Origin of the sequence: Streptomyces sp. A2-16, assembly GCF_018128905.1 — a bacterium.
Classification (GTDB): domain Bacteria; phylum Actinomycetota; class Actinomycetes; order Streptomycetales; family Streptomycetaceae; genus Streptomyces.
Window position 1 is genome coordinate 2,411,580 of the sequence record NZ_CP063808.1, and the last position, 16,953, is coordinate 2,428,532.

12 protein-coding genes are annotated in these 16,953 nt (G+C 72.2%); 6 read left to right on the forward strand and 6 right to left on the reverse strand.

Annotated features, from left to right (window positions below):
• The first annotated feature begins 15 nt into the window (after positions 1-15).
• The 4 genes from IOD14_RS10915 to IOD14_RS10930 all read left to right on the forward strand — a co-directional run bounded on the left by IOD14_RS10915 (position 16) and on the right by IOD14_RS10930 (position 3,970).
• Entirely contained in the window at positions 16-471 is a 456-nt protein-coding gene (locus IOD14_RS10915) for an indole-3-glycerol phosphate synthase (protein ID WP_123992204.1), read from the forward strand.
• A 137-nt stretch (positions 472-608) separates the two neighbouring features.
• Positions 609-2,000 carry a UDP-N-acetylmuramate--L-alanine ligase gene (gene murC, locus IOD14_RS10920; RefSeq protein ID WP_212670142.1) on the forward strand — a complete coding sequence of 464 codons (1,392 nt, stop codon included), beginning with the start codon at positions 609-611 and terminating at the stop codon, positions 1,998-2,000.
• A 13-nt stretch (positions 2,001-2,013) separates the two neighbouring features.
• A complete protein-coding gene (gene msrB / locus IOD14_RS10925; protein WP_123992206.1) occupies positions 2,014-2,421 on the forward strand; it encodes a peptide-methionine (R)-S-oxide reductase MsrB in 408 nt (135 codons plus the stop codon).
• A 76-nt stretch (positions 2,422-2,497) separates the two neighbouring features.
• Positions 2,498-3,970, forward strand: a complete 1,473-nt coding sequence (locus tag IOD14_RS10930; protein WP_212670143.1) for a glycoside hydrolase family 3 protein — start codon at positions 2,498-2,500, stop codon at positions 3,968-3,970.
• Between the two features lie 64 nt (positions 3,971-4,034).
• On the opposite strand, the gene IOD14_RS10935 is transcribed toward IOD14_RS10930, so the two are convergent.
• Complete coding sequence (locus IOD14_RS10935) at positions 4,035-5,255, reverse strand: cellulase family glycosylhydrolase (RefSeq protein WP_249126259.1); 1,221 nt, start codon at positions 5,253-5,255, stop codon at positions 4,035-4,037.
• Between the two features lie 103 nt (positions 5,256-5,358).
• Between IOD14_RS10935 and IOD14_RS10940 the strand changes: the two genes are divergently transcribed.
• Positions 5,359-6,435 (forward strand): BadF/BadG/BcrA/BcrD ATPase family protein, encoded by a 1,077-nt coding sequence (locus IOD14_RS10940; protein ID WP_123992209.1) that lies wholly within the window; start codon positions 5,359-5,361, stop codon positions 6,433-6,435.
• Positions 6,432-8,651: a glycoside hydrolase family 3 N-terminal domain-containing protein gene (locus IOD14_RS10945; protein ID WP_212670144.1), complete on the forward strand. Its 2,220-nt coding sequence runs from the start codon at positions 6,432-6,434 to the stop codon at positions 8,649-8,651. The genes IOD14_RS10940 and IOD14_RS10945 overlap by 4 nt, the downstream gene beginning before the upstream one ends.
• Here the strand turns inward: IOD14_RS10945 and IOD14_RS10950 are convergent.
• The 5 genes from IOD14_RS10950 to IOD14_RS10970 all read right to left on the reverse strand — a co-directional run bounded on the left by IOD14_RS10950 (position 8,641) and on the right by IOD14_RS10970 (position 16,932).
• Positions 8,641-9,525: a carbohydrate ABC transporter permease gene (locus IOD14_RS10950; protein ID WP_212670145.1), complete on the reverse strand. Its 885-nt coding sequence runs from the start codon at positions 9,523-9,525 to the stop codon at positions 8,641-8,643. The two genes, IOD14_RS10945 and IOD14_RS10950, sit on opposite strands and share 11 nt — an antisense overlap.
• The gene (locus IOD14_RS10955) at positions 9,522-10,535 is read right to left on the reverse strand and encodes a sugar ABC transporter permease (protein ID WP_212670146.1); all 1,014 of its coding nucleotides are present in this window, start codon (positions 10,533-10,535) and stop codon (positions 9,522-9,524) included. Before IOD14_RS10955 ends, IOD14_RS10950 begins: the two co-directional genes overlap by 4 nt.
• A 2-nt stretch (positions 10,536-10,537) precedes the next feature.
• On the reverse strand, positions 10,538-11,914 hold the full coding sequence (locus tag IOD14_RS10960; RefSeq protein WP_123992213.1) for an extracellular solute-binding protein: 1,377 nt from the start codon (positions 11,912-11,914) through the stop codon (positions 10,538-10,540).
• A gap of 117 nt (positions 11,915-12,031) precedes the next feature.
• Complete coding sequence (locus IOD14_RS10965; RefSeq protein ID WP_123992214.1) at positions 12,032-12,721, reverse strand: peptidyl-prolyl cis-trans isomerase; 690 nt, start codon at positions 12,719-12,721, stop codon at positions 12,032-12,034.
• Positions 12,718-16,932, reverse strand: a complete 4,215-nt coding sequence (locus IOD14_RS10970; RefSeq protein ID WP_212670147.1) for an NEW3 domain-containing protein — start codon at positions 16,930-16,932, stop codon at positions 12,718-12,720. The genes IOD14_RS10965 and IOD14_RS10970 overlap by 4 nt, the downstream gene beginning before the upstream one ends.
• Between the last annotated feature and the right edge of the window lie 21 nt (positions 16,933-16,953).

A 16,953-nucleotide genomic window follows, 5' to 3' on the forward strand; every position in this document is an offset into this window, starting at 1 on the left:
TTCACAAGCGTTTTGATGATCGAGAAGGCCCTGACGTCCGCAGACGTGGAGTTCGTCACCACGCTGCACGGCGACGAGTCGGTCGCGTTCCACGTGCTGCTCCAGCCGCGGGGGGACCAGGCCGACCGGCTGCTGCGGGCCATCGACGACGTGGCGCTGGGCGAGCTGGACGAGGCCGTGCGAGAGCGGGAGACGCCCGAGGGCGAGGACGCGAAGGGCGTGGGGGAGCGGGCCCTCGACGTGTCCCTGCAGGCGCTCAGAGCCTCCGGGAGCGAGGCGGAGGGGCGGCTCATCGAGGACCACCCGCTGGACGCGCTGAAGGCCCTGGTCGAGGAGATCGGCGCCGACGAGGTGATCGTCCTGACCGACCCCCACTACGTGGAGGAGTTCTTCCACCGCGACTGGGCGTCCCGGGCCCGGCACAAGGTGGGCGTACCGGTGCTGAAGCTGTTCTCGCACAGCAAGGCGTAGCGCCGCCGCAGGGCAGGACCGTCGGCGGCGGGACGGAGGCGCGAACCGACACGGCCCCGTGCCCCTCGGGGTGGGCACCTCCCCGTACGCAATAGGCTGAGGGCTCACCGTCGCACCACATCCTGGGGAGAAATCGCATGGCACCCGGCCTTCCTACCGCCATGGACCGACCGCACTTCATCGGGATCGGTGGGGCCGGGATGTCGGGGATCGCGAAGATCCTCGCGCAGCGCGGGGCGAAGGTGGCCGGCAGCGACGCCAAGGAGTCGGCGACCGCCGAGGCGCTGCGGGCGCTGGGCGCCACCGTGCACATCGGGCACGCCGCCGAGCACCTGGCGTCCGACGCCACCTGCGTCGTCGTGTCCTCGGCGATCCGGGCCGACAACCCCGAGCTCGCCCGCGCGGCCGAGCTCGGCATCCCCGTGGTCCACCGCTCCGACGCCCTCGCCTCCCTGATGGACGGCCTCAGGCCGATCGCGGTCGCGGGGACGCACGGCAAGACGACCACGACCTCGATGCTGGCGGTCTCCCTGTCGGCGCTGGGCCTCGCGCCGTCGTACGCCATCGGCGGCGACCTGGACGCCCCCGGCTCGAACGCGCTGCACGGCGAGGGCGAGATCTTCGTCGCCGAGGCGGACGAATCGGACCGCAGCTTCCACAAGTACGCCCCCGAGGTCGCGATCGTCCTCAACGTCGAGCTCGACCACCACGCCAACTACGCGTCGATGGACGAGATCTACGAGTCCTTCGAGACGTTCGTCGGCCGGGTCACCGAGGGCGGCACGCTGGTGATCAACGCCGACCACGAGGGCGCGCGGGAGCTGACCCGGCGCGTCACCGCGAGCGGCGTGCGCGTGGTGACGTACGGCGACGCCGAGGACGCCGATGTGCGGGTGCTGTCGGTCGTCCCGCAGGGCCTGAGGAGCGAGGTCACCGTTCTCCTCGACGGCGCGGAGCTCACCTTCGCCGTCTCCGTCCCGGGCCGCCACTACGCCCACAACGCCGTCGCCGCCCTGGCCGCGGGCGTGGCCCTCGGGGTCCCCGCCGCCGAGCTGGCACCGGCCCTGGCCGCGTACACCGGCGTCAAGCGGCGCCTGCAGCTGAAGGGCGAGGCGGCCGGGGTGCAGGTCATCGACTCCTACGCCCACCACCCCACCGAGATGACGGCGGACCTGGAGGCGATGCGCGCGGCGGCCGGTGACGCCCGCATCCTGGTCGTCTTCCAGCCGCATCTGTTCTCGCGGACCCAGGAGCTCGGCAAGGAGATGGGCGAGGCGCTCGCGCTGGCCGACGCCTCGGTCGTGCTGGACATCTACCCGGCCCGTGAGGACCCGATCCCCGGGGTGACGAGCGAGCTGATCATCGAGGCGGCGCGGGCCGCGGACGCGGACGTGACGCCGGTGCACGACACGGCGGAGGTGCCCGCGGTGGTCGCGGGAATGGCGAAGGCCGGTGATCTCGTTCTCACCATGGGCGCGGGTGACGTGACGGACCTCGGCCCGCTGATCCTGGAACGTCTCGCGAAGTAAGGGGCTGAGCTTCATGTCGTACGACGTCGAAAAGCCGGACGAGCAGTGGCGTGCGGAGCTGACGCCGGCCGAGTACGCCGTACTCCGTCAGGCCGGGACGGAACCCGCCTTCACCGGCGAGTACACCGACACCAAGACCACCGGTGTGTACTCCTGTCGCGCCTGCGGTGCCGAACTGTTCACCTCCACCACGAAGTTCGAGTCCCACTGCGGCTGGCCGTCCTTCTACGACCCGAAGGACACCGACGCGGTCGAACTGATCGCGGACCGCTCGCACGGGATGGTGCGGACCGAGGTCCGCTGCGCCCGCTGCGGCTCGCATCTCGGGCACGTGTTCGAGGGTGAGGGGTATCCGACCCCCACCGACCAGCGGTACTGCATCAACAGCATCTCGCTGCGGCTGACGGCGGACGAGAGCTGACACCGGCACCCCCGGAGTGAATGACCGAACCATCGGTATGTTGACTTTCGGCTGATCGAGCCAGAAGATTCCGGGGGTGACCCACACCCAGCGCCCGTCTGTCCGCACCGCCCTGCCCGTCGACCTCGACGAGGCCGCACACCGCTGTCTCGTCGCCGGGTTCGAAGGCACCACGGCCGTCCCCGACACGCTGAAGCGGCTCATCGACCGCGGGCTCGGCGGGGTCATCCTGTTCACCCGCAACGTGCGCGACGCGGAACAGGTGCGCCGGCTCACCGACACGCTCCGGGCGCTGCGCCCGGATCTGCTGGTCGCCATCGACAACGAGGGCGGCGGCATCGGGCACCTGGTCGCCGCGGGCGCCCCGGAGGTCCCCGGCTCCTACGCCCTCGGCGTCGTCGACGACCCGGCCCTCACCGCCCGCTGCGCCGACGCCCTCGCCGGACACCTGGCCACCCTCGGCATCACCGCCTCCTACGCCCCCGTCGCCGACGTCCAGCGGCAGGCCGACAACCCGATCGTGCGCACGCGTGCCTTCGGCGAGGAGACCGAGCTGGTCTCCCGGCACCTGAGCGCCTGGATCGCGGCCACCGAGGCACGGGGCATCGCCTCCTGCGCCAAGCACTTCCCGGGGCACGGCGGCACCCTCACCGACAGCCACCACGAGCTCGCCGTCGACCCGCGCCCGTACGAGGAACTCGACCTCGCCCCCTTCCGCGCCGCGATCGCCGCGGGCGTGCCGATGCTGATGAGCGCGCACGTCGTCTTCACGGCGCTGGACGCCAACCGGCCGGCCACGCTCAGCCGGCGGATCCTCGGGGATCTGCTGCGGCACGAGCTCGAGTTCGACGGCGTCCTGGTCAGTGACGCGCTGGAGATGAAGGCCATCGCCGACCGGTACGGGGAGGCTGCGGGGGCACGAATCGCCCTCGCCGCGGGGGCTGACCAGGTCATCGTCGCCGTGCCGGATCTCGGGGTCACTCTGGAGTGCCGGGACGCGGTGATCGAGGCGCTGCGCGAGGGAGTGCTGGCCGAGGAACGGGTGCGGGAGGCCTCCCGGCGGGTTCAGCGGCTGGTCGAGCGGTACGCGACGCCGGCCGCGCAGGTCGCCCCGTGGGACGCGGGGGCAGGGCTGGAGGCGGCGCGGCGGGCCGTGCGGGTACCGCCGGTGGGGGTGCGGGGGGCGCATGTCGTGGACCTGTTCCCGGCGCCGCACCCCGCCTTGAACTGGGGCGGGGAGGATCTGCTGACCCAGGTGCTGGCCGTCGACCCGACGGCCACAGGGACGGCGGTGGCCGGGGAGCCGGCCGACCTCGACGGTGTGGTCGAGGAGATCCTGGCCAAGGCCGGGGGCGCGCCGCTTGTCGTCGCCACGTGCGACGCGGGGCTGTATCCCTGGCAGGGGCGTCTGCGGGACGCGCTGGTGGCCCGGCGGCCCGGGGCGGTTCAGGTCGCCACGGGGCTGCCGGACGGGGGTGCGATGTGTTCTTACGGACGGGGGAAGGTCAATCTGCGGGCGGCGGCCGAGGTTCTGGTCGGTGCGGGTTGAATCTCGTCCGCGGGCCGGTGGGGGCCTGTCGCGCAGTTCCCCGCGCCCCTTGGGTGGCTCACCTTCACGGCATGCGTCTGAGCTCCTTGATTTCCCTCGCCGCCAAGTAGCTCTCGTCCTCCGCCCGTTCCGCCCGCACCACCGCCGGGCGCAGACCCTCCTGACGCAGTCGCATCCACTCCTCGAAGTACACCCCGCCCGGGCCCGACACCGACCGGGTGGACGGGGTGCAGTCCAGGACCAGGGCCGTGTCGCGGGGCTCCGGGACCGTTGAACCACTCCGCAGTTCCGCCACCGTCGCCGCCACCGCCTCCGCTATCGGCTTGGGGCGGCCCTCCGCGTCGAACAGACCCAGCGTGTACTCCAGCTCCGGGAAGTCCGCCAGGGACCGGTCCACGTCGTGGGAGCACCACCACGTCACGCCCCACAGGCCCGTGCAGCCGGAGGCGTTCAGGATCGTCTCGCGGGCGAAGTGCGGGGCGTCGGCGGCCGGGATGTGGGGCTCGGGGGCGCCCGTCTCCTGGATCCAGACGGGGCGGGACGGGTCCTCGGCGTAGGCCTTGGCGAGTTCCGTGCCGTACTCGGCCAGGTGCAGGACCTGCGGGGAGCGGGGGCCGTAGAGGCTCGCGCAGCCGCCGGAGAAGACCCAGGGGTGGACGGTGGTGACGTCACCCTTGCGGGCCGAGGCCTCGGGGGTGAAGGGGTGGTCGTCGCCGTACCAGGCCGCGTCGTACGCGGAGTGGGTGACCAGGTGCCGGGCGGTGCCGAGACCCTCCCGGGCGGCCGCCAGCAGCGAGTCCAGGTAGTGGTCGACCTCCGCCGCCGTCGCCGGGTTGTGCTCGATCAGGTTGTTGAGCTCGTTGCCCAGCTGGAGGCCGATGAGGTTCGGGCGGCCGGACAGGGCGCGGCCGAGGGTGCGCAGCAGGTCCGCCTGGGCGGCGATCGCGTCCGGGTCGGTGAAGACGTTGCGGTGGTGCCAGCTGCGGGTCCACTCCGGGTAGAAGTCGAAGCTCGACAGATGGCCCTGCACGCCGTCCACCATGACGTCGAGGCCCGCCTCGGCCGCCAGGTCGACCAACTGCGCCAGCTGGTCCACCGCGGCGGAGCGGATCAGCGTGCGGTTGGGCTGGAGCAGCGGCCACAGGTGGAAGACCCGGACGTGGTCGAGGCCGAGTGAGGCGATCTGGGCGAGGTCCTCGCGGGTGCGGGCCGGGTCGAAGTCGTGCCAGGCGTGGAACCAGCCGTGGCGGGGCGTGTAGTTGACGCCGAAGCGGAGCGTGGAAATGGGATCCTCCTCGGGTCCGGCCCGGTCCGACCTGGGGTCCGACCTCGGTCCGGCTCTGGTTCGCTCTTGTCCTGCGCGAATGTATCAATCACCATAGTCATCGATGGGTAATTATTTGAACCACGAACCGCGCGGCGGCCGCGACCTCGTCATCGGTCTCGACGCCGGGGGCACGCGCACGCGCGCGGTCCTCGCAGCCGCCGCCGACGGCCGCGTGCTGAACGAGAGCACCGGCGGCCCTGGCAACGCCATGACCGTGCCGGTCCCCCAGCTCACCGACCACCTCACCGAGGCGCTCGCCCGGGTGGTGCCCGAGGAGGAGCGCGCCCGGGTCGTGGCCGTGACCGGCGGCTTCGCGGGCGCCACGGCCGCCTCCGAGGACGACCCCGGCACCGGCCGGGCCCGCGCCGCCCTCACCGAGGCCCTGCGCCGCCTGGGCGTCCCGGCCGGCCGGATCGGCGTCTGCAGCGACATCGAGGCCGCCTTCGCCGCCGCCCCGGGCACCCCCTCCGAGGGCCTCGCCCTGGTCGCGGGCACCGGCGCGGTCGCCATGCGCATCACCGGTCGGCACGCCACGACCACGGTCGACGGCGACGGCTGGCTCCTCGGCGACGAGGGCAGCGGCTTCTGGATCGGCCGCGGCGCGGTCCGGGCCGCCCTGCGGATGGCCGACGGCCGCGGCCGCCCGACCGTCCTCGCCGGCTGGGTCGGCCGCACCCTCGGCCTGCCGGTCGACGTCCTCCCCAAGGGCGGAATCCCTTCGTACGACCGTGGCGGCGCCCCCCTCCCGAGCGGTACCGGGGCCCACCCCACCGGCGTCCCCGGCTGGGAACGCGCCCGGCGTGAGGACTTCCGCCGCCATCTGCTGCCCGCCGTGATGGCCGACCCGCCGATCCGGCTGGCCCGCTTCGCCCCGCTGGTCGCCGAGGCGGCCGCCGAGAAGGACGCGGTGGCCCAGGCGATCCTGAGCGAGGCGGCGGACCACCTGCTGGAGGCCGTACGGGCACTGGAGCCGCTCCCCGGTGAGCGGATCGTCGCCACCGGCGGGCTCCTCGGCCCCGAGGGGCCGCTCACGGCCCCGCTCTCCGAGCGGCTCCACGCCCACGGTCTGAGCCTCGACTGGGTGGCCGACGGCTGCCCCGGCGCGGTCGCCCTCGCACGGCTGGCGCACCTGTCATGAGCGACGCCGTGTACCGCGACCCCACCGCCCCGACCGACGCCCGCGTCCAGGACCTCCTCGCCCGGATGACCCTGCGCGAGAAGGCCGGCCAGCTCAACCAGCGGATGTACGGCTGGGACGCCTACCGCCGCACCCCCGACGGCGGCTTCGAACTCACCGAGGCCCTGTACGCCGAGACCGACCGCTTCGAGGGGCTCGGCGCCCTGTACGGCCTCCAGCGCGCCGACGCCTGGTCCGGCGTGGACCACGGCGACGGACCCGGCGCCGAGGACGGGGCCGCCCTCACCGAGCTGGTCCAGCGCCATGTCGTGGAGCGGAGCCGGCTCGGCATCCCCACCCTGTTCGTCGAGGAGGTCCCGCACGGTCTCATGGCCCTCGACGGCACGGTCCTCCCGGTGAACCTGGCCGTGGGCGCCACCTGGGACCCGGACCTGTACGAGCGCGCCGCCGCGCACGCCGCCGCCGAACTGCGCGCCCGCGGCGGCCACATCGCCCTCGTCTCGGCGCTGGACATCGCCCGCGACCCCCGCTGGGGCCGCACGGAGGAGTGCTTCGGCGAGGACCCGTACCTGGCCGCCCGGCTCACGGAGGCGCTGGTCCGCGGCATGCAGGGCTCCCCGGCCGACGGGGTCTTCGCCGCCGACAAGGCCCCCGTCGTCCTCAAGCACTTCGCGGGCCAGGGCGCCACCGTCGGCGGCCGCAACTCCGCCGAGTCCGAACTCGGCCTGCGCGAACTGCACGAGATCCACCTCCCCGCCGCCCGGGCCGGTGTCCGCGCCGGGGCCGCCGCCGTCATGGCCGCCTACAACGAGGTCGACGGGATGCCCTGCTCCGGCAACCGGGCCCTGCTCACCGGCCTGTTGCGCGAGGAGTGGGGCTTCGAGGGGCTCGTCATGGCGGACGGTCTCGCCGTCGACCGGCTGGCCCGGATCACCGGGGACAAGGTCTCCGCGGGCGCCCTCGCCCTCAGATCCGGTGTGGATCTGAGCCTTTGGGACGAGGGTTTCACGCATCTGGAGGAGGCGGTCGAGCGAGGGCTCGTCGAGGAGAGCGTCCTCGACGCCGCCGTCGCTCGCGTCCTGCATCTCAAGTTCCGGCTGGGGCTGTTCGAGCAGCAGCAGGGGACGGCCACCCCTGTGCCGACCGGCGGCGCGGAGATCAGCAGGGAGGTCGCCCGAGCAGCGGTCACCCTCCTGCGCAACGACGGTGTGCTGCCTGTCGGCGGGAACGTCTCCCGGATCGCCGTCCTCGGACCCCAAGCCGACACCACCGCCCACGCGTTGGGCGACTACACGGCCCCGCAGCGCCCCGGCACCGGCGGCAGTGTCCTCGAGGCCCTGCGCCGGCTCGCCCCGCCCGGCCTCGACATCCGGCACGCTCCCGGCTGCACCCTCACCGGCACGGACCTCTCCGGCATCCCGGCGGCGATCGCCGAGGCCGCCGCGTCCGACCTCGCCGTGCTGGTCCTGGGCGGCAGCAGCGCCCGTACGCCGGAGACCGAGTTCGACGCCAACGGGGCAGCGCTCACAGCGGTCTCCGAGATGACCTGTGGCGAGGGCGTCGACCTCGCCGAACTGCGGCTGGGAGCAGCCCAGTACGCACTGCTGGACGCCGTCGTGGCGACGGGCACACCGACCGCGGTCGTGCTGGTCCAGGGGCGCCCGCACGTCGTGCCGGACACCGCGCCCGCCCTGCTCACCGCGTGGTATCCCGGCCCCTGGGGCGGCGAGGCGATCGCCGAGGTGCTGCTCGGACTCGCGGAACCGGCGGGCCGGCTGCCGGTCTCCGTGCCGCGTTCGGCGGCCCAGCTCCCCGTCCACTACAACCACAAGGACACCGAGTACGGCGGTTACGTCGACGAGAGCGCCGAGCCCGCTCACTCCTTCGGGCACGGACTGGCGTACACGAGCTTCGCGTACGGCGAGCCACGTCTGACGGGGCGCACGGTCGAGGTCGAGGTCACCAACACCGGTGAGCGGCGAGGGCGTTCGGTCCTGCAGGTCTATCTGCGGCGGATGATCACGACCACCTGGCCGCGCACCCTCGAACTGTGCGCGTTCGAGAACGTCGACCTCGCGCCGGGCGAGTCCCGCACGGTCGTGACACGACTCGGCGCCGACCAGCTGGCCGGCGCCGACGTCGTCGAGGTCAGGGTCGCCGAGTCGGCACGGGCGGCCCTCACCGCCGTACCGCTGACCCTCGACCTCAGACCTTGACCGCTCCCGAGGACACGCCCTTGTAGAACCAGCGCTGGGTGATCACGAACAGCACCAGTACGGGGACCACCGAGATCACCGAACCGGCCATGACCATCCGCTGGTCGTAGCCGAACGAGGAGCTCTGCAGTCGGGAGAGTCCCAGCGTGAGCGTCATGTTGCTCTCGGAGCGCAGCACGATCAGCGGCCACAGGAAGTCGTCCCAGGCGCTGATGAACGTGTTGATGACGACCACCATGATCGCGCCCCACGCGGACGGCAGATACAGGTACCGGAAGCGCTGCCACTCGTTGGCGCCGTCCAGCATCGCCGAGTCCTCGATCTCGCGCGGGACCGCGAGGAACGCGCCGCGCATGAGCAGGACGTTGATCGCGCCGACGAAGCCGGGCAGCCACACACCGGCCAGGCTGTCGACCAGGCCCAGGTCGCGGATGCTGATGAACAGCGACACCATGATCGATTCGAAGGGGAACATCATCGAGGCGACCAGCACCACCCAGACCGCCTTGCGGCCCTTCCAGGCGGGCTTGGAGAGCATGTAGCCCGCCGTCGCGGAGAAGACCAGCTGGCTGGTGATCGACAGGGCGACCACGATCAGGCTGTTCTTGATGTACGACCACACCGGCACCTGGTCGAAGACCGTCCGGTAGGCGCGCAGCGTCGGGTGGTGCGGCAGCAGGGTGGCGTCCGCGCCGAAGACGTCCTCGCTCGTGCCCTTCAGGGAGGCCAGCAGCTGCCACAGCAGCGGGCCCACGGTGAGGCCGAGCACCAGGAGGAGGAGCAGATAGCGTACGACGAGCTCGCGCGGGCGGCCGTAGTCACGCCAACGCGGCAGCAGGCGACGGCCCTTGGTCTCGACGACACTCGTCGTCATGACTCGTCCTCCTTGGTCAGACGCTGCGCCAGCAGGGTCAGCCCCAGCGTCAGCGCGAACAGGGCCACGCTGACGGCCGAGCCGTATCCCGCGTTGCCGGTGATCGGGTCCAGGCCGACGTCCCGGATGTAGAACGGCAGGGTGCGGTCGGCGCCGCCGGGGCCGCCGGTGGAGCTGCCGAGCATGTAGATCTCGGTGAAGACCCTGAGCGAGCCGATGCCGGTGAGGGTGCCGACGAGCATCATGGCCTGCCGGACTCCGGGGATCGTGATGTGCCAAAAGCGGCGCACCGCGCCCGCGCCGTCCATCTGAGCGGCCTCGTGGAGTTCCTTCGGCACGTTCCCGAGGGCGGCCAGGTAGAAGACCATGTACCAGCCGAGGCCCTTCCACAGGGTCAGGCCCATCGCGGAGAGCAGGATCAGCCACGAGTCGGAGAGGAAGGGGATCGCCGACTGGATCAAGTGGGCTTTCTCCAGCCAGGTGTTGACCAGTCCGTCGTCCGCGAGCAGCCACTGCCAGCTCAGGCCCACGACCACGCTGGAGGCGAGCACCGGGGTGTAGAAGGCGGAGCGGAAGAAGCCGATGCCGGGGAGGTTCTTCTCCACCAGGACGGCCAGCATCAGCGGCAGCAGCACCATCAGCGGCACCACGATCACCGCGTACAGGATGCTGTTGCGGGTGGCGAGCCAGAAGTCGTCGTCCTGGAGCATCCGCGTGTAGTTGTCGAGTCCGACGAAACCCGCGGTGCCGCCCAGCGGCTTGGCGTTGGTGAACGACAGCAGGACCGTGTTGAGGAACGGGAACACCCCGAAGACCACCGCGCACCCGATCGCGGGGGCGGTCCACAGCCACGGCAGCCACCAACGGCGGTACATGGCGGCCCCGTTGGCCCCGGGAGCGGGACCGGGCAGTGCGGCCTTGGCGAGTCGGCGGAGGCGGGAGGGGGCCGGGGCCGGCGTGGAGGTCTGGAGCTCCACGCCGGACACCGGCTGCGTGATCTGTGCCGTCACCGTCAGCTGCCCTGCTTCAGCAGCTCGTTCGCCTTCTCCTGGGCGTCCTTGACGGCGTCCGCCGCGCTCTTCTTGCCCTGCATGGCCAGCTGCACCTGGGCCACGATCGCGTTCTGCACGGCCGGGGACAGGTTGGTCTGGTTGGTGGAGGCCGTCTTCAGCTGGTCGGCGACGAGCTTGCGGGCCTGGGAGAACGCGTCGGTGCCGCTGACGTTCTGGAAGAACGGGTCGCTCAGCGAGTCGGTGGTGGTCGGGAAGATCACCACCGCCGGGTCCTTGCACCAGGCCGTCTGGTTCTCGGCGTTGGTGAGGAACTCCGCGAACGCGAGCGCCACGGGGGCGTGCTTGCTGGTCGCGGCGACCGAGATGTACTGCGGGGCGCCGGCGGAGGCGCGGCCCAGCGCGTCGTAGGGCTGCTGGCCGACGGCCGTCTTGGCGTAGATCGACGGGCTGTTCTGCTTCACGAACCGCACGAAGCTCGGGTTCGTCGAGCCGTAGGCCACCTTGCCCTGGCTGTAGAGCGTGGACGGGTCGTTGCTGGAGGACAGCGAGTCCTTCGGCATCGCGCCCTCCTTGTACAGCTTCGCCATCCACGCGACCCACTGGGTGGTGCGCGGGTCGTCGCCGAAGACGGCGGACTTGCCGTCGGCGGAGAGGACCTTGATGCCCATCTGGTCGAAGTCGGCGGGGATGCGCCAGACCGGGTTGGCCATCGTCGCGAAGTACTTGCCGTCGGCGGCCTTGGCGACCTTCTCGTAGTCGGCGAAGAGCCCGAAGATGCTCGTCGGCGGCTTCGCCGGGTCGACGCCGGCCTTGTCCAGCAGGTCCTTGTTGTAGGTGAGCAGGACCCCGCCGGTGTACCAGGGCAGCGTGGTGTGGATCGACGTGCCGGAGGCGTTCGCGAAGGTGGCGGTCTTCCAGAAGGACGGGACGAAGGGCTTGTACGCGTCCGGGTCCTTGGTGCCGATGTCGAGCAGGTAGCCGGCCTTGGTGAGGGCGGTCGCCGTCGGCGCGTTGACGTTGATGACGTCGGCCATCGTGCAGGCCTGGGCGTCGGCGACGGTCCGGCTGGTGAAGGTGTTGTCGCCGGGGTCGTCGATCCACTTGACCTTGGTGCCGGGGTGGGCCTTCTCGAAGTCGGCGATGACTCCGTTGAAGAAGTCCCCGAAGTCCTTCTTCAGGTTCGTCGTCTGGAAGGTGATGTCGCCCTTGACCTCGCCGGTGAGCTTCCCCGACCCGACGTTGCCCTTGTCGACCTTGCAGCCGCCGGCGGTGGCGTCACCGCTGTCGGATCCGCCGCCGGACAGGCCGCAGCCGGCGGCCGTCAGCGACAGAACGGCGATACAGGTCAGGGTGCGGGTCAGTCTCTTTGCGCTCATGTCATGCCCTCCACGGCTGGTTCAATGAACCAACTCCGACTCCGATTGATGAAAAGGTGGACCAGAATTCATCGGAGGTCAATGGTTTCCAGTGTTGCGTTTAGGTTCCGTGCGAGATCAGTGCCGGTGCTCGTGGTCCGGGTGCGAGGGGTCGCCGGGGTGTTCATGGCCGTGCGAGTACGTCACGCCGCCGCGTGCCTGGTCCAGCCAACCGAAGAATGCCTGGCGGCCGGCTGCCTTCCGGAGCTCGCGTGCGATGCCCTCGCGGACGTCCTCGTACGGCAGGACGTCCTGCGGGGCGGCTGCCTCGCCGAAGGGGTCCGCGCCGCGTCTCAGGGCGTCCGGGGTGAGGAAGCGGTCCTGGTTGCGGTCGTAGTAATCCCGTACGGCGGTCTCCGGGACCGTCTGTCCGGACTCCAGGGCGGCGAGGAGGATGCGGGCGGCGGGGGAGTGGGCCAGCGCTGCCGCGACGATGCTGCCGAGGTCGGCCACGGCTGTCTCGGCGACGGCCAGGACGGAGACGGGGGACACCTCTTCCGGGACCTTCAGGCCCCGGTCGGCGCAGGCGCGGCGGGCGAGTTCGTCCGTGACCACGACCTGGGTCGCCCAGCGGCGGCGTTGTCGCGCGACCGAGGGGGGTTCGTTCCGTCGTCGGGCGGGTGCGGGTTCGTCGTGGCTGCTCGCGCCTAGCGGCGGAGCCGCGGATCGATGCGGCCCCGCGCCCCCGAGGGGCGCCTGAAGGAACGCGTCCACCCGTTCCCTCGGCAGCGGTTCGCCGTCTATCAGGGCCGCGTACTCCGGCGTCACGGGGTCACCTCCAGGGGGATCGTCCTCGTGTACGCCACCTGGCCGTTCCACGCCGCCTTCGCCATCAGCCAGTACGAACCCGGCGGGATCGCCGAGCCGTCCACCTCGATCACGGACTCGACCTGCTCACCGCCCGGCACCTTGAAGCCCTGCAGCCCGGGTGCCACGCCCTGCCATGTGCCCCAGGACGACACCGCCCAGAGCTGGCCGCCGACCGGACCCCGGGTGGTGTTGCGCAGGCTCACCGGAACCTGAGCCCGCTCACCCCTGCGCACGGTGATCCGGTCGGCGACCAGGTCGCACACCAGGCCGGGCCCCGGGGGAGGTCCGCCTGGTACGTCGAGGCCCACGACGTCCTCGTAGCTCTGGCCGCCGTACGACAGCCGGGCCCTGAGCCAGTGCCGGCCGGGCTCGGCGTCCGGTGGCGGGGTCACCGTCACCTCGGACAGCGAGAAGCCGCCCGGGCCCAGCGCGTACGGCAGCTCCGCCGGCTGGACGGACCAGCCGGGCGGCACCTCGAATTCCACCGTGCCGTTCGTCGAGGTGTCCGTGAGCTCCGAGCCGACCCGGACCGTCGCCGTGACCGGGCCGGTCGCGGTGAGCGCGGTGGGGGAGAGGAAGACGGACACCGGCATGTTGCCGCGCGGGGCGGGCCCGGAGTTGTGCAGCCAGTAGCGGGTGTGGACGGGCTGGGCGGGCTCGTGGGCCGCGATGCCGGGGTCGGACCCGGGCTCCGGCGCCTGCGGGGGCGTGGCGAGGAGCGTGGCCACCTCGAAGCCGGTGAGCGCCGTCTCCAGGGCTCCCTCGCCGTCCGGGAGCAGGGAGTCCCCGGGCCTTTCCAGTACGTCCGCCCGGGCGCCCTCCGTCCAGGCGACCGGCCCGCGCACCCGCGCCCTCGCCGGCCGTCCGTTCACCTCGTGCACCCGCACCACGACCCCGCGTCCCGGATCCACGGGCGCCGCGCTGCCCCGGGCCAGTGGGGAGCCGAGCGGCTTGAGGGCGTCGAGGAGCACCTCGCGGGCCGGTTCGACCTCCAGCAGGGAGGCCGTGCGGGGCAGGAGCGCGGATTCGCCCTCGCCGCGCACCCGGGCCGTGAGCGGATGGTTGAACTCGTGGCCGCGCGCCGGGAGCCGAAGGTCCCGCCAGTCGCCCTCGCCCGCGACGACCGCGTACTCGAAGGTGTGCGACCAGCGCTGGAGCTGGAAGCCCGAGCCGTCGGGGGTCGTGCGGCGGGGCGGGTCGACCCAGATGCCGGAGGGCCAGCCGGTGCAGGAGCGCATCAGGGACATGCAGAGGTCACCGGACGAGGTGATCACGCAGCCGGGGGTGCCCCGGTTCAGGACGGCGAAGCCGCGCCCGTCCCAGGCGTCACCGGGCGGGAGTGCCTCGCCGCCGCCGGCCGCCGTGGCCGTGACGGTGAAGTCCTCCAGATCCGTGATCAGCGCATCCACCGCCTTCGCGTCCCCCGAGGAGTCCGCGCCCGCGATCACCAGCAGCGGCAGCCGCTCCAGGTCGCGCAGGTCGGCGCCGGGCACCCACTCCTCGCGCAGGGAGGCACGCGGCGCGACCCAGACGGCCGCCGTGCCCTGTGCGGCGACCTGGCGGCGCAGCTCGCGGTCGGCGGCCGGGTCCATGGCGAGGGCCTCGGCGACCAGCAGGTTGCGCTCGGGGCCGCCGACGGCGATCCGGATGTCGGGGAGGTTGGAGTCGACCTCGAGGTCGCCGTAGCGCGGGCCGCCCGCGACGGTCGAGGTGGCCGTGACGCCCGCGCGGACCAGGGCGGCCGCGAGCGGGGCGCCCAGCTCACCGGCCTCGTCCCAGTCGGCGTACACCAACTCGGCCACCCCGAAGGCCCGTTGGCCGAGCGAGGCACCGGAGTCGTCCTTGAGCGCGACGCGGGCCGTGGAGCCCAGCGCGAACCAGGTGTTGGCCGGGTTGTCCAAGGTCCAGGGGAACTCCTCGCTGTTCACCTCCACGAACCCGAACCCCCGCCCGATCACCGCGTCGGCGACCTCGTGCACGGGCAGTCCGCCCCGCACGTCGGAGGGCCAGCGGACCCGGATGAGGCGGTCCTCGCCGTCGTAGCCGTCGATCGTCGTGGTGATGTCGAGCCGGTCGACGCCGGTCCACAGGGTCAGTCGCTGGGTGTACCTGAACGGGCCGAGGTCGGCGCGGACGGTGATCCGGGACCCGGCCGGGGAGTGATCGACATCGATGTCGGCGGTCACGTCACGGCTGCGCGCGGCCGTCGTGCCGGTCGGGGTGAGGTGCCAGGGGCCCTCGCCGAAGCGCGGGTGCCTCGGGAACTCCTCCTGGACGACGAGCTCGTTGCCGATGTCACCGCCGGGCAGCAGTTCACGGCCGCCCTCCGCGAACGAGCGCAGACTGCTCACGGCCCCGCCGCGCTCGGGGTCGACCGTCACCTCGTAGAACTCGTTGCGGATGGTGGTGCCCTCGCCCGCGGTCCACCCGGGGAGCGAACCGGCCGCCAGGGGCAGGGCCTTGAGGCCCATGCCGGGCAGCTGCGGGACGACGACCCTGAGGGTGCCGTCCTTCTCGCGGACGGCGGGCAGCGGCTGGAAGTCTTCGCCGACCGGTACCAGGCCCGGGTCGTCGACGCTCAGCACGTCCTGCCGTTCCCAGGTCACGGGGTTGAAGACCACCAGGTCGGGGCCGGTGCCCGGCTCGACGCGGTCGGCCAGCGCCTGGGTGGCGTCCGCGTGCACGGTCTCGGCGAGGTCGGCCAGCTCCCGCCAGCCGGTGAGGAGATCGATGTACACCTGGTCCGACTCGGAGCCGGTGATGGCGTCGTGGTGGGCGCCGTAGACCAGCTGCCGCCACGCCTTGTCGAGGGCCGCGTCCGGATAGGGGTGCCCGGTGACCAGCGAGGCGAGGGTCGCCCAGGCCTCCGCGTCGGCGAGGAGCGTCTCGCCGTACCGCTGGGCCTGCTTGGTGTCGATGTAGGAGACGTCCTTGCCGGTGTAGATCGGGTTCATGTCCCGGGTCTGCGGCGAGGCCCTGCGGCCCTCCGCCTCCAGCTCGGCGCGCACGGCGGCGAAGAAGTCCCGGGGGATGCCGGAGACGAAGCGCGGCCAGACGTAACGGGCGTTCCAGTCCCGGTGGATGTCCATCACCCAGCGGCACGGCGGCGCGTAGTCCCCGCCGACCGGGAGCAGCACGTTGCGGGTGAGCGCGACCTGCTTGAGCCCCTGGAACAGCTTGAACGCGGCCGCCTCCGCCTCGGGCAGGGTCGGCGCGTTGTCGATCCGCCAGCCGGCGCCGTAGTGGTTGACCATGTAAGCGGTGAGGATCCCGCGTCCCGAAGGGGCGATCCAGTCGAACTCGGCCGGGAACTGCATCCGCTTGGGGTCGCGGGGCTCCTCGCCGAAGACGGACAGGGTCGGGCCCCACTGGTGGAACGGGCCGCGCGCCCAGGAGCTGGAGGTCACCCCGGCGTCGGCCATCAGCCCCGGGAACTGCGGGTCGTGCCCGAACGCGTCCAGCTGCCAGGCCGTCTCCGGGGACGCCCCGAGGATCGCCCGCTGGTATCCGTCGCCGTACAGCGCGTTGCGTACGGTCGCCTCCGCGCCGGTGAGGTTGGTGTTCGGCTCGTTGTAGGTGCCGCCCATGATCTCGACGCGGCCGGTGCGGATCAGCTCGCGCAGGAAGCCGCGCTCCTCCGGGAAGGCGTTCCAGTACGGCTTGAGGTAGTCGACCTCCGCCAGCACGAAGGTGTACGCCGGGTCGCGCCGGGCCAGGTCGCTGTGGGCCCGGACCAGGCTCATGCCCGACTGGCCGCGCGAGTCGAAGGTGCGGGCCGTCAGGCCGGTGGTGGCCGGGTCGTCGGCGACGTCCCAGGTCTCGGTGTAGGCGCCCTGGGTGTTCCACCAGACGGGGTCGTAGTGGAAGTGGCTGACCATGAACATGGTCCAGCCGGGTTCGGCGACCGTGAACACACCGGTACCGGTCGCCGTCTCGTCCCCGTCGGTGGCCGTGACCGTGATCGGGCCGCCCTCGCCGGTCACGGGGATCTCGGCGCGCACGGTGCCGTCCTCGCCGACGGTGACGACGGTCTCTCCGGTGCCGCGGCCCTCGACGGTGACGTGGACCGGGCGGCCCGGGAGATGCTCGATCGAGGCGGCCACCACCTGGAGCGGCTGCTCGGGTGTACCGACGAACAACTCGGTCGACTCAACGGCGGTGACACGCATGGGGCTCCTACGAGATGGCTC